Source organism: Diaphorobacter sp. HDW4A, assembly GCF_011305995.1.
In the GTDB taxonomy this organism is placed as follows: Bacteria; Pseudomonadota; Gammaproteobacteria; order Burkholderiales; family Burkholderiaceae_C; genus Diaphorobacter_A.
The window spans coordinates 5626331-5640618 of record NZ_CP049910.1 but is presented as its reverse complement, the minus strand read 5'-3'; the positions used below and the strand labels follow the sequence as shown (position 1 = coordinate 5640618).

The following is a 14288-nucleotide window of genomic DNA, read 5'->3' as shown; positions in this document are numbered from 1 at the left end:
CGTTGGAGGTCACTCATCGCGCCATATTGAGAATCTGTTTAATGTGTTCAAGCATTTTCTAAGAAACTCCCGTGATGCAGACCTTTCGGTAATTGATGAGCAGGCAATAGCCAACTACTGCGCATCCATAGCGCGAGATAGTTTATGGCGAGTTGGGACACTTAATGGACTTCTACAAAAATGGGTGGCGCTTAATTTGCCTGGTGTTACTGCCGGGTGTTCATTATATTTACGAGAGCACCGTAAGCCAGGAAACACAAAAGGTGATGCAGTACGGACTCGAGACCCAGTAAAAGGTCCATTTAGTGAGGAAGAATACACTGCGCTGTATTCAGCGGTTAATGCTGCTTATGGAAAAGGCAGACTTCCACTTTGGATGATTTTGCTTACGAGATTATTATTAGCATGCGGTGGACGCATTGGTCAGTATGCTTCACTTAAAATCTCTGACTTCAATCCTCAAACTTCTGTTTTAATGCTTCCACAAATAAAAAATGGATTTGAGCATTCACGAGTAAGTTTCCTCGATTTCGATATTAGCTCGCAAACTTCGCAGCTCATTGTTGATTTTTACAAAGAGCGCTATGAGTTGGGTCATGCCCAAGACTGCGCATTTTTCTCAACCGACTTGGTAATGCCAAAGGGACCGCAGAAAAAAATTCGCGCAGACGATTACCTATTCTCTGGTCATTGTACGCCACGCATATTGAGTGGTTGGTTCACCCAGCTTTTGCAGGAAATCGCCCCGCCAACTGCTCGACTTCATTTTGAACCCATACCTATCTCGCCACAGCGCTTCCGGTATACGTATGGCACCCGCATGGCAGAGGAGGGAGTAAGTCAAATGGTAATCGCTGAGCGATTGGGCCATGTCGACCTTCAAAATGTCTCCCATTACATATCATCGTCGCCAAAAATTGTTGAAAATTATGACAAGGCGCTTAGCAAGTATTTGGAGCCACTCGCACAAGCATTTAAAGGTCAGATAATTGAGGGTGAAGCGCAGAGTACCCATAAGGGGGCACCTGGAAGTCGTATCCATGATTTTCGGGTCACGACAAAGGGCATTGGTAATTGTGCAGGGAAAGCTAGAGGATGTAGATTTAAAAAGCCTGTCGCCTGTTATACCTGTATACGATTTGAGCCTTGGCTAGACGCTCCCCATGAAAAGGTGCTGCGGGCACTCGAAGCTGACCGCGAGAAATGGAGCGATGACGAACGTATGGCAGCTGTTAACGATGTGCCTATAAAGGCGGTTAAAGAAGTTATTTCTACGTGCATAAAAATTTGGTCCCAACGCAAGCTAGAGGGTAAATCGGCATGAGTGCACCCGTTCTTCTTTTTACGCCAAAAGCCGAGCTGGAGCCGCAGTCCAACCTAGATACATTCATTAACCTGTGTCGACAGTCTCACGTACTGAATGCGCATCAGCAGTTCGACAAGGATGTCTGGAACATCGGCTACTTCGTCGGGCAAAACAAAGTCCATCGGGTCATTTTTAGCACTCTAGAGGCCAGCAAATCGAGAGATGTTGAGCCGGCTTTTCCGCCACCATTTCTGGACTTTGCCAAGGCCACAATCGTTTACATGCAAGACAAGGCGCGGGTTGAAAGCCAAGCTCCGAGGATTGCTGCACTTCGATTTCTTGAGGCTGCATTACGCTTGGAGTCTAAGGGCTCGCGTCCAACCGCAGTAGACAGTGTTGTACTAGATACAGCTGTAGAACTTGCCAAGAAACATGCCTCCGAATCCGTGGCATACCGGGTTGCAGGCCAACTTGAGTCCATTGCCGAGCTCATGGATTCCAAGCTTTTCATCTCTCTTCGTCAGCGCTGGACGCACGGGATGAAGAAACCCAAGGAGGTGGGAAGCCGTATATCTCAGGAGGCACTTAAGGCCAGGCAAGAAAAACTACCGTCTGCTGCCGCGTTGCGCGCGTTAGCTGGCATCTTTCACCAAGCCGTTGAGGCCCCTCATGTTCTCAGGTCCAGCTTCAGTGCCTTGATGCTGTGCGCGCCCGAGCGTATCAACGAGGTTCTCCGCTTGAAGCGGAATTGTTTGGTCGAGGGAGACGGGGAGTTTCGAGGCAAACTGGGACTCCGTTGGTCAGGTTCAAAGGGATTCGAGAACACCACTAAATGGTTGCCCTCAGACATGGCAGATATCGCGAGGAATGCAATCGCGAATCTGACTAAGGTAACCGACCCTGCGCATAAGTTGGTGGCGTGGTATACGGCCAACAGAACCCATTTGTTTCTTCATGAGGGCGCCGAGCATTTGCGAGACCAGCGAGTGTTGAACCTCAGTGAGGTCGCATTAATACTTTGGGGTGATGCAAGCAGTAAGCACGCGGCAAACGCGTGGGCGAAAGGCCATAAGCTCAAGAAGCAACAGTTGGCAGGCCGGAGTATCGGATATCTCTTTGAAGATGTGGAGCAAGCCGTTCTAAATATTTTGCCAGCCACATTTCCGTACATGTTGGGTGACGAGAAGCGCCTCTGTATGGATGCAATGGCAGTTATGCGAACTAATGAACTTCACCAGAAACGGGCTACCTACCTCTGTATGTTTAGTTGCATTGACTATACGGCTATAGCCAGTCGTTACTCCCCTGGAGATGTGCCCTCCATCTTTGAGGATTTTAAATATACCGAAGATGATGGCACACCAATCGCCATTAGCAGTCATAGCTTTCGTCACTACTTAAACACCCTTTCGCAGATGGGTGGAATGAGCAGTGTCGAAATTGCCATTTTCTCCGGACGCAAGGATATCAAACAAAATTGCAGCTACGACCATATGACGTCTGCAGAAGTCCAAGCGCCCATCAGTGCTGCACTGGCAGCGGGATTTACTTCCGAGTTAGAGCCTGTAAACACCGCAGTCAAAACACTGTTTCTTCGAAGCGAGTTTAAAACTCTTGGTCTCACGGCTGGACACACAACGGAATATGGATGGTGCCTGCACGATTTCGCGAGCGCACCTTGCCAGATGTACCGTGATTGCATAAATTGCGAAGAACAAGAGTGTGTTAAGGGTGAAAAGGAAAAAGAGGAAAACCTGCGACTGCTTAAGAAAGAAACGGAATATTTTATGAGGCAAGCGAGGGCGGCCATGGATGACGAAGAGTACGGAGCCGATAACTGGGTAAAAGACCTGAATGTAACGCTTGAGCGGGTCAACTCAATGCTTTCTATCTTGGAAAATCCGGAAGTACCTTTGGGTGCTCGGGTTCGGTTAGATATAAAGAACGCCCCTCTTATTACCAATGAAAAAGTGAAGACCATCCAAAGCGTCAAAAAACAAATGATATTGCTATGAAGAAGAATCGCGCACCAGACTTGACGCCACAGCAGATTGAGGCCGCACTCGACACTCTCGATACTTGGCGCGGCAAGCTTACTTGGGAGTTGCTGCTGGACAAGCTTGAAGAGCAGTGGGGCTCACGGTACTCTCGCTTCACGTTGAGTAGCTACGAGCAGGTAGCCCTCGCCTTTTCCAATCGAAAAAACTCGTTAAGTGGTACCTTACCCAAATCGCGCGGAGTTCCAGCAGATGCTCGATTGCGTGCTGCCCTTGAACAAACTGAGCGCTTAAAGGCAAAGGCGGGGCGGCTAGAAGTTGAGAATGCCCGTCTTCTCGAGCAATTCGTAACATGGGCACACAATGCGGAGCGGAAAGGCGTCACCATGGATATGTTGAATGCACCACTTCCCAAACCTGACCGTGACCGCTCAAAAGGAGTGGCATGAAGCAGGCATGATTGAGTTCTTCATTGACTTAGATGATTACAGACGGTCGTTCCCGCTCAACCCTCAAGATTTCGTATAGCTTGCACGCTTATTGCCTATTCGGACTCCTGCGAAAAATTCTTGGCTCTTTGCGAATCCAACTGCGCTGACCGTGTCCGCCTTTGCGGACGTCGGTTCAATTTCGAACGTTCCTTAGCGAAAAGCAGCGATGGCACTAACGGAGCTCGAGGTACGTCGCACGGCAAAAGTCATGTGCGAATTTTTAAACCGCAAGCGCCCACCAATGCACGTGCGCGACCAACTTGATTTACCGTGGACACTTGAAGGCCAGTCCGTATACCTACTAGAGGTGCGCCGCCTCAAGGACGGGCGACAGCACGAACGCAGCTTTGCCAAAGCAACTTGGGTCCATACAAAGATAATCCGAAAGATTTATTGGGAGCGAGCTGACATAAAGTGGCATGGCTATGAACCTGTTGCTGCCGTTAAATCTATCCAGGGTTTTTGTGATGCCGTTGAAGCCGACCCTTATGGATGCTTTTGGGGGCAAGGTGAAGCCATAAGGTGTGCGGGCGCGGGGTCAATTCCTGTGCTCAGTTGAGCCGACGTCCGCAAATTACATCTCCCCTTCACATCCATAATTCGCTGCATCACAACAACTTCGCGGCAGGGTGACTCACTACCCGTACCTACTGGTTGCTGCAATGCGATTTATGCGGTAAGTCCCCAACTAGCTTCCATCATTCCCGGTGCTATTAAATTTTGGAATGCGCTACAGCGTCTTCAAAAGCATTGCTCCGCGCTTGGCACGCGTCAGCGCAACGTATAGCAATTTTCGCTGGGCGTCAGATTCAGCAGGTTCTCCCAAATAGTTTTTTGGTGCAAGCACAATCACACAATCGAACTCCAGCCCTTTTGCCCGATGCATGGTAGCCAAGTGAACCACATCCCGTGAATCAGCATGATTGCTTTGCGCTGTGATGGCAATACAACGCAAGCCTGCCTTCTGCAATAAGCTGGCCATTGCATCCCTTGTTTTTTCACTGGAAGCAATGACGCAGAACGACAGTGGAACGCCATCATCATGCGCAGCGGTCCATTGCTGCACAAATTCAATGGTGTGCTTGGCGGCAGTCTCAATGCTATCAACGCTTAAGATAGTGGGCGCGGGGCCGTGGGACAAGGATTTGTACCGCTTCGTCTCGTCGTGGCCGTCATCGAGGTCATCAATTTCGCATCCTTCCAACAATGCCACAGCCTGCCGGCGAATTTCGTCGGTGGTTCGGTAGTTGAGGTAAAGCTTTTTGGCACGTCCACGGATGTCGATGCCACATCGACTCATCGCTGCCTTGTTGCGGCTATAGATACGCTGGTGTCCATCGCCGACAAAAAAGAGGTCGTTCGTGCCTGCAGGCACCAGCGCACGGAGCAAACGCAGCGCCTGTGGCCCCAAATCCTGGGTTTCATCCGCAACGATGGCGCTGTAGGGCAGTTTTCCAGTTGCCGCTTCAGCGCTCAGCACATCGGCCACCTCGCGAAAGGCGTCATCCACCTCCTTGAGCTTACGTGATGCCAGCTGCCCACGATACTCCTCAAAAACCGGCCACACAGCATCGCGTTTGGCACGGCTCAGAATCACACCCCGCCCCGTTCGCCGGGCCATACGGTACTGGTCCAGCGTAGTGATACCTTGCGCAAGTACCACCTGCTCCAGCTCGTTTTCGTAGAAGTTGTCCGGCAGGTCGAGGGATGAGTCCTTGACGGCCAACGCTGCTTGCCATGCCTGGTAGGCAGCATCCTGCCTGCGGTCATACACGATTCGATGTTCCAGCTTGCGGCTGCGCATAAAGGCATTCACCCAAGCGTCAAGGTTTTTGACCTCCAGTTTGGCGACCGTCTCGCCGCTGCAGAGCGTACGCAGGTTCTGCTCGATATCGGCGGCCAAATTCTTGGTGAAAGTGGTAACGAACACTTTCTGGTTCGCCTCGGTCCGGTTCTCCGCCAACCACTTTGCGCGGTGCATTGCCAAGACGGTCTTGCCAGTCCCCGCGCCGCCCAATACTCGCACGGGGCCGCTGCGGTCTCCGACGGTGAGCCTTTTTTGTGTGGGATGCAGAAACACCCGCCATTGCGCAAGTGGCGCATTCAGGATAGCGGTCATGGACTCGTCGTCGCTGACCACGACAAACCGAGACTGCGACTCTGGCGTCGCCAGCGCTGCAGCGAAGTCTTGGGTATCGATGACCGTGTCCACCCGCGTCTCGCGGGCGTTGAGCACCTGGCTGACCGTGTCGCCTGCCGCAACAAGGAACAAGCCTTCGTAGGCCTCCAGCGGGAGCTGGGCCTGCTTAATATCTAGCTCGTCTTCGCTGGCGATGCCCCGAACAAAGGTGAGCAACTCTTGCGGCACACCGAGACTCATCAACTCTCGGTCTTCAAGGTCTGCAAAGAGTGCTGGTGCCGCCGCAATAGCGGGCGCCTCCAAGGCACCTCCCGCTGCCTCAGCGTTGGCGCGGGGTGCTTCATAAGGCATCTGCTCCGTGACGCTCTCGAATGTCAGCATCTGCATCGCACCGGTGACTGGATTGATGGTCAGTTTTCGGTTTTCAGCCCAGCGATAGGCATCGTCGTGGTGGTCCACATACAGCAGCACGTACACGTCACCTGTGGAAGGCTTGAACACAATGCCACGCCAATCCCCATCTAGTCGCACTGACTTGAGGTTCTGGTCCCGTGCACCATTGATGTTCTCGTAATTGATGCCCGGGCTCTTCGGGTCGGCCTGGAATTGGATGGCCCACTTCATCACCTTGGTGTGGACTTTGGCGGGCAACTTGGCCAGCTGAAGCAGAAAATCGTTGCTCAACGCAACCTTGGGTTTAAAGCTCAAAGTTCTACTCCTGGTTTTCGATGGTCAGACCCAACGCCGTCGCAACCGCCTTCTCCCAAGGCTGCGCCCGACACTGCGTGAGGTCCTCATTCAGACACAGCACCGTCCACCCGTGCGTGGTCCACTCCTGCTCCATATCCGCTTGGTCCGACCGAAGCACCGCCACATGGGCGGCTGCCCAAATCAACTCTGCGTCCGCCACGACACGTCCCTTGTCGTCCGCCAGTTCTGGGCCGATTTCTGGCACGACCGCCCCGGCCTGCGCCAACCGAACCATACCTGACTTGAGGGGGGCCAAAAGCGCTTCAAACACCTCCATCCAGACACCGTTCAAAGATGCCTGCTCCGCTGGCTGTGCAACTGCGGTTGTTGACAAGGGGTGAATGCCGTCGTAATCGTTCTGGTTCAGCCCGCCGGCGGTGACAAGCCACATCCCTGGCAGCGACTGGGTCGTGTTGAACAGTTGCAGCCATTGGCGCCAAGCCAGGTGAAGCGCAGCGTCATCTTCAACCTTTGCCTCGTCAAGCACCAGAACGCCAGGCGCCATCCAGTCCACGTGCTCCGGAAGCCCCTTGGCAGCAACCAAAGGCCACCAGCCAACGTGCTGACATGCCCCTGATACTTTGGAGAGGCTGAGCGCAAAATTCTTGCCAGGCTCTTTGACATGCGCAGGCAATCGGTGAAACCAATGCCCGAGCTGATGCTCACAAGTGGATTTTTCCTGTTCGTTGTGTGGCACCATCAAGAAGCCGAGCCATAAGGCATTGCGCTGCAACTGCTCCACCGCAGCGTCACCCGCCGGACCATCCGTCGGGGTGGCAAGCCAATTCAACAAGCTGGCTACGGCATGCTGGGTGAAAGCCTTTTCCTGCGCGCGCGGAACCGCTGCGGGAGCCTTGGCCCCGTTATGCCGGGACATGCTCATCAAAGGCGACTCCAGGTCGGTGTCTAATTTTCCAGCAAGGGCGTCCATCACGTCGTTGTGCGTGACAGACCAACACCAGAATCGGCCGCTGGCCACCAGTGCGCTGCGCTTTACGGCATCCTCGCGCAGGCAGTCTTTGTGGTACGTCCAGCCGTCGCAAAACACTGCCACAGGGCGACGTTTGGAGCCAGTCGCCCAGGGCCAAATCACAAAGTCAGGCTTACTGGCAGCCACCACTCCTTGTTCATCGCCCACCTCGCACTGTGGCTCCACGCGATAGCGTTGCCCCCCTACTTCCAGCACGAAGCCTGACTTTCCGTTCACCACGTCCTGCACCAGCTTGACCATGGGAATGGAGCCAACGCCACCAAGGCGTTTCAGCGACTCGATAAAACGAGCTTCCAGCACAGAGTCGAAATTCGGGTTGATAAATATCTCGGAAATCGTTTTGACCCGCGCCAGCTGGTCCAACGCACCCACCAGTTCGCCCAGCACCGCCTTGGCCTTGTCTCTGGACACCTGCTCCATGCTGCGCCCCAGTCGGTACTGGTACAGGCAGCGATAACACCCATCTTTTTCAGGGTCGTTGTTGCAAGAGCAGCTGGTGATGGCCTGCAAAGACATCTTGAGCACGTCTGCCAGAGTGCCTGCGTCATGGGCCAAGAGCTGGTGCAAATAGCCTGTGCCGCCAGGAACAGAGTCGTAAAGCATGATGTAGTGACGGCGTGGCTCCCCGTCCTTGCCCGGTTCGTCCTGCAGCACCATGCGCAGGTGGTCCACCTTGCCGCCAAAGCGGCGCTTGAGTCCCAACTGCACGGCAGCCATGAAGGACTGAACCACGCTTTCATCCACACCGTTCTTGGTGTACGGCACCAGAATCCGCAGCGCCTCCGATTCGAATTCACGGTACAGGTACAGGCACTCCAGCAGGTTGCCAGGGCTGTCATCACCGTACTTGGGACAATCGAAGCTGTGGCTTTGTCCGCCAGGGTCGCTGTTGCGTCGAGGGGGCTTTTGCACCTTGCCGCAGTGCTTGCACAGCTTGAACCCCGGGCGCGATGACTCCTTGTCAGCAACCTTGAAAGGTTCGCCCGGCTTGGCGAGCTCGCCAAAATTCACGTCCCGGAATGTCACCCGAGAGATGAACTCAAAACCAAACGGCAGAGCGCCCGAGCCAATTTGCCATGCCTCGCGTATGTTAGCGGAGGAAAAATCGGCCATCAGCTGGCGCACATAGAACTTGGGCTCGCGGTCATCGGCGCTGTCGTCGATGCGCACATCCATGTCATTGCTGTTGGCAATGGCTTGCTTGAAGCGCAGCAGTGTGCGGCGTTGCGCCGCGTCCGACCACATTGCATCGCCGCACGAAGGGCACGTTACATAGGTGTCAGCCTCTACTGTCAGGTTTCGCATGTGATGGCACGACGGGCAGAAACGCCAATCCTCCGTTTTGGCCAAATTCATATTGATTTGGTCCACCTCCACCCGCCGCTGATTGGCATAGAAGCGGTTCTCAGGTGCGAATTCCGACAGCGCAGACTGCGCCGGGCGTTCGTACTTCTGCGTGGTCAGCGTGACGTAAGCGCCTTGGCCGGGCTCGTCCGAAGCGCGCTTGCGCCACAAGACAGACTTCAGCTCGACACCAGCTTCTGGGAACGCGTAGTTGGGAAGTAGACTCGCATCAGTCAGCGTGTTTAGCAGGTCACGCGTGTTGATTTCTTTAATCAACTCCAGCAACTTGTCGCGCTCACGCAGCAGGTTGTCGATTTCGGCGCGCGTGGCATCGTCTTGCGGTTTCTGCTGGGCCTTGGCGCGCACCTTGTCGAGCTCATCCTTGCGCTTTTTGTAGGTGCGCCGCTCTTCCTGCAACTCTTCCAGGGCCTTTTGCAAACGAGTGCGCAAACCGTCCGATTCACCTTGCCCCTGCATGAAGTCCCACAGCCGCGCCGTGACCACCTCATCAATATCACCTGCCAGCAGTTGCACAAAGCCTTGAAACAAGCGCTCCTCATGCGCCAGCACATAGTTGTTAAATACGTACGGGAAACGCTCCTGCTTTCCCTGGTCCATCGCGTCAAGCGCCTGCGAGGTTTTGTCTGGCAACGCAGTAATGTTGTTCAGGCTGGCCACCCAATCGTCCATGCAGAACGCAAACAGTTGCCGGCGCAGCACCTCGGCCGCCTGCAAGAACACGCCTGGTGGTGCCACTTCACCTGACAGCATTTCTTGCGTTTCAGCGAAAAAATACAGGTCATGAGGGCTGTTGCCGTCGGCCAGCGTGGTGGCTAGGGCATTGCCGTCACGACGCCCCGCGCGGCCAACGCGCTGCAAAAAGCTGGCTTGGTTGGGCGGCACCGAGCACAGCAGCACCGACGACAAATCACCAATGTCCACGCCCATCTCCAGTGTCGGCGTGGCGGAGAGCAGGTTTTCGAACCAAGGTTTGGGCTGCTTGGACTTGAAGCGGCCCTCCAAAGCTTCTCGCATCGGTCGCTCCAGCAACCCGGTGTGCTCGGCCGCAATGACCCGCCGCAAGTCACCGTTGCTGAACCGTCGGGCCCACCAATCGTCCGACTGCATGACGAGGGCTTCGTACCGAGATTCCGGCGCATCGATACAGGCCATTCCTAGCAGATGCTCTGCATCTTTTCGGGGAACGGCCAACCGACGCTTGCTGCCTGCCGTGGCGACAAAAGCCACCTCTGTATCGAGCTCTAGCGCTTCGGGTTTGATGGCCCAGGTGTCGCCTTGGTGGTGGACTGTCAGTTCCACAATGCCTGCCTCCTTGAATGCCTGCAGAGCCTCGCGATACATGTCGGCGGCCAGACCTTTAGCCAGCATGGTCTGGTCGCCCAGCACGGCTGCAGCCCAGCGGTCATACCAAGTGGCGCGCTTGCTCCCGGTCAGCTTGTCAAAACCGGGCTGGATACCTGTGGTCAGCAAAACCGGGCGCGGGGTGTGTTCCCCCATCTTGGGCATCCATTCCGCGCTGCTACCGATTTTGACCAGGGCGTAGACCCTGCCATCCCCCGCGTATGCGCCCAATTCGGGGTGCATCACCCCACCACGCCGACGCATGTGCGCCAGGGTGCCCCACAGCCATTGGGTCACGGTGCTCAATTCAAGCCCATGGGTGCCAAACTGTTCGCGGTAGCGCGGCAGCAAATCAGCAGCCACCGCTTCAACCACTTCCCACGGCACTGAAAGCGTGGCTTTTCCCGTGCGCTCCAGGGTCCTCCCCCGGTGGCTCAGGTAAGTCATTTCACTGTAGGCCTGCCAGAGCAATCGCTTTTTTACCTTCAGCGGCATGCGACTCTCAGATGGCAGGTGCTGCTTTTCCTGAAGCTCCACCGACCAATCGCGATGCCACATCATGTTCGGCGCCACAAACTCCGACACCAGCGATTCGCGCGACATGTGCAACACCGAGCCGGGTTGGTCGAACTGCTGCTCCATCTTCTCCAGGAAGGTGGCCCAGTTCAAGCGCGTGGGCGACACCTCATCCATCACATGGGCCAACGCCGTACGCACATTGTTCAAGTAAGTGCGTGCCCCGAAAAAACCTGCGCGGTGAGCGGCATCCTGCACAGAGTCTGAAAACGCAATCAGCTTCTTGTCGTCGTTAAACACACTGGCCCAACTGCTCTCAACCACCTGTGAGCCCAATGTGGCGCTACGTGCGCCCAGCAGGAGCAGCTCGTCCCGCTCGCCACAGGCTGGGCAGGTGGTGTCGTGCCGCGTGTATTGCGCTGTGCCGACCACCTGCGTTCTCTGTGCGGTGATACGGAAAACAGACAGCAATTCGTGATGACCACAGGCTAAGCATTCCTCATTACTTTGCTGCACGGTTCCGCAGGCAACGCACACGCGTTCGGTAACGCCATCGACATGCGAGCGCGACATGCTCTCTGACGCATACAACCGCGCCGCCTCAGGCCGCCGCGAGAACCAGGTGTTGTAAACCTCATCGAGCTGCGTCGAGAGTTTGCTGGTGCCCTGAACCAACCTTGATAGCCAACCCGTGGTGCGGCACTGGCGGCACTGAACCATGGGCAGATAAACACCATCACGCGCCATCGGCAGGTCGCGCTCGCTGCGCAACTTCACATCCTGGGGATTCACACTGAGCTTGCCGACCATGCGACGCAACTCACGCACCCACAGCTGCAAACGCAGCGTTACCAGCGGTAGGGTGCCATCGCGAAGCGCCCACGCAACCAACACCAGCAAGGCATCCAGCACCTGGGTGACCTGCGCCGAGCTAGCAGCGGGCATGTTGCGTGCAAAGGCTTCTGTGAGCTCTGGGTAACTCACCACACCGCCCTTGGCCAGCTTGAGCAGGTTCACAAAAAGCTGGTGGCGTTTGAGCAGCTGACCCAGACCACGGCGCCACTCCGGCTTCGATACATCTTCCGGCGCAGGCTCGTCAGGGAAGAACAATGAAAACCACGCTTGCACCGCAGCTTGCGGAGTAGAGTACTGCGCCGGCCCTAACAACGGTGCATGTTCAACCCGGAACAAGAACATGTAATCCACGGTGGCGTCTTCCAGGAACCTCCCCACCGACTGGCGGCTCTCGGTCACCACAGCCTCTTCGCCGAACGGCACACCAAAAATCTGCCGAGCGTATTCACGCAGCGGCGCTGTGTCCGCCGCATTGCCCAACGTGGCCGACGTTCCCGCGCAGATAAGGTGGCCCTGCGGCGTCTTCAGCCTTGCACGTAAGCGTCGCAGCAACAGTGCCAGGTCAGTGCCTTGCGCCCCATCAAAGGTGTGCAACTCGTCCACCACCACATAGCGCAGTGTGGTGGGCTGGTTGGCCGCCCATAGCTGGCGGTCTTTGGGCCGCAGCATCAGGTAGTCCAGCATCTTGTAGTTGGTCAGCAAGATGTCGGGTGGGTGCTTGCGCAGGGTGTCGCGGTCGGTGATGACCGCACCCTGGGTCATCACCATGCCCTCGCCAGGTGCGCCGGCATTGCCGCCCACATACAGCCCCACACGCAGCCCGGCAAACTGAGGCGTGCTGGCCACCAGCTCGGCAATACGACGCGCTTGGTCTGTGGCCAGTGCGTTCATGGGGTAAATCACCAGCGCCTTCACACCCGATTCGCCCGCCGCTCGGGCACGGGCGCAGTGGTCCAGCACCGGGTACAGAAAGCACTCCGTCTTGCCGCTACCCGTGCCGGTGGCCACCAGCGTGCTCAAGCTTTGACGGTGGCTGGACAGCCGCTCCCATGCGTGTTCTTGGTGGCTGAAACCGGGGTACGTGGTCTCGAAGGTGTCAAAAAACGCGTTGCCGCTTTTACCCGCCTCAAAGGGCAGGCCTACCTGCACATATGGGCCTTTGAGCCATGCCTCCTCGTCATTGACAAAGCGGCTCATCAAACCGTGGTTGAAAGCGTCAGCGGGCTCGAAGGCTGAAACCAGGAACTGTTTCAGGGCCGTCTGGATGTCATTGGCAAGCAGCGAAGGTAGCATTATTTTTTCGACTTTTAGTCAGTGAGAAGACTGGCATGCAAAGCCGTGTACTCGTTGGCACGTAGTCGCAAATCCTCGAGGAACATCGACAGCGATTCGGACTGATTTAGTGTTGCCACTACGATTGGCTCTACGCCTCTTGACCTCAGAACACTTGGTTGGACGGCATTGGGTCGGCCCATAAACACGTATGACTTGGGCCACAATGCGGAATTTGGCACCTTCTGCAACTCGTGGATTTCGGTATGGTCTGCCTCTACATTGATGCCTAGTGGCGCCAAAATTTGGCGCGCCTCTTCGTGCTTAAACCTGTTTCTCGACATGAAAAAGATGTTCATCACTTACCTCGCTTCGAGACAGGCCAAGGGCGTGCCCCGAGCAGCAAAATCTCCACCATAGAAAAACTCCCAAAGCTCACTCGCGCGTTTGACGGGAACGGTGACCTTAGCGGACCAGTCCGGGTCGAAGTAGTGGCTGCTCATCGGCTGCGGTGCACTTGCAAAATGCGATGGGAGCAAGCTCAGCAATCCTCCGACTCTTGGTCGAAATGCGTGCCGTCAGCCAAGCCGCAATAGTTTATGAATGGGAGTGCGTCTTCGAAGGTCGTCGGAGACACCCCTGTATCCTTTTGCGAAAACCTCGCTTTGCGCCCGTATCGTCGGCCACCCATCGCCTTTCGTAATAGCTTCTGTGCAAGGTCCAAGTGCTTCGGCATTGCAGAGAAAATGCCGATAGGCATCCATAGCCCCGGGTTACCCGGACTGGGCAAGTGGATGACTGCCGCCATAAAGCCTGTCGGATAAAGCATGAGTTCCAGCCGCCCTCCCATCAGCATGCCGTCTGGTGGCAATGGTCGCGAGAAATGGAGTTCAGTCAGCCCCTGGACCCTAAAGCGACTCAGTACGGCCTGCTCCTGACCTGGCTCGGCGTAGGCGAGCAAGTGGAGATTGTCAGAGCTCTTCCCCCCGCGAAGGTGAGACCCAAGCTCCGCCACAGTCCGTGCGAAAGCGTCGCCTCGACCCCAAAGCACGTCATCGGGAGTCAACCAAACGAGTGATGTGAGCAAAGGTCCGTGCCGGCGGCTGCCCTGACGCCGGTCCTTAATTCGGGACACGATTCGTTCAAGGTTCTCTGCAAGGTATAGATTGCCGAAAATTGCTTCAACGCCGACGGGGTAGCGCACGGCTCTCGTAAGGTGGACTTCGGTGAGATGTAAGCGTCCGGGCACCCCACCCTGATCTAC

The 14288-nt window shown here is 55.7% G+C and carries 6 protein-coding genes; 4 read left to right on the top strand and 2 right to left on the bottom strand.

Features of this window, described 5'->3' with window-relative positions; translation table 11 throughout:
• Window positions 1–43: 43 nt before the first annotated feature.
• From G7047_RS25740 to G7047_RS31575, 4 genes are all read left to right on the top strand, one after another.
• Window positions 44–1324: a tyrosine-type recombinase/integrase gene (locus G7047_RS25740; RefSeq protein ID WP_240939268.1), complete on the top strand. Its 1281-nt coding sequence runs from the start codon at window positions 44–46 to the stop codon at window positions 1322–1324.
• Complete coding sequence (locus G7047_RS25735) at window positions 1321–3321, top strand: integrase (protein ID WP_166311164.1); 2001 nt, start codon at window positions 1321–1323, stop codon at window positions 3319–3321. The genes G7047_RS25740 and G7047_RS25735 overlap by 4 nt, the downstream gene beginning before the upstream one ends.
• Entirely contained in the window at window positions 3318–3752 is a 435-nt protein-coding gene (locus G7047_RS25730; RefSeq protein WP_166311163.1) for a hypothetical protein, read from the top strand. Before G7047_RS25735 ends, G7047_RS25730 begins: the two co-directional genes overlap by 4 nt.
• A gap of 208 nt (window positions 3753–3960) precedes the next feature.
• Window positions 3961–4353: a DUF3024 domain-containing protein gene (locus G7047_RS31575; RefSeq protein ID WP_166311162.1), complete on the top strand. Its 393-nt coding sequence runs from the start codon at window positions 3961–3963 to the stop codon at window positions 4351–4353.
• Between the two features lie 171 nt (window positions 4354–4524).
• On the opposite strand, the gene G7047_RS25720 is transcribed toward G7047_RS31575, so the two are convergent.
• Window positions 4525–6642: a UvrD-helicase domain-containing protein gene (locus G7047_RS25720; protein WP_166311161.1), complete on the bottom strand. Its 2118-nt coding sequence runs from the start codon at window positions 6640–6642 to the stop codon at window positions 4525–4527.
• 4 nt (window positions 6643–6646) lie between these two features.
• On the bottom strand, window positions 6647–13045 hold the full coding sequence (locus tag G7047_RS25715; protein WP_166311160.1) for a DEAD/DEAH box helicase: 6399 nt from the start codon (window positions 13043–13045) through the stop codon (window positions 6647–6649).
• Window positions 13046–14288 lie beyond the last annotated feature (1243 nt).

What these genes read in the sequence shown, in the direction of transcription:
- G7047_RS25735 (WP_166311164.1), top strand. Translation starts at nt 1,321, where the DNA reads ATGAGTGCACCCGTTCTTCTTTTTACGCCAAAAGCCGAGCTGGAGCCG.
- G7047_RS31575 (WP_166311162.1), top strand. Translation starts at nt 3,961, where the DNA reads ATGGCACTAACGGAGCTCGAGGTACGTCGCACGGCAAAAGTCATGTGC.
- G7047_RS25730 (WP_166311163.1), top strand. Translation starts at nt 3,318, where the DNA reads ATGAAGAAGAATCGCGCACCAGACTTGACGCCACAGCAGATTGAGGCC.
- G7047_RS25715 (WP_166311160.1), bottom strand. Translation starts at nt 13,045, where the DNA reads ATGCTACCTTCGCTGCTTGCCAATGACATCCAGACGGCCCTGAAACAG.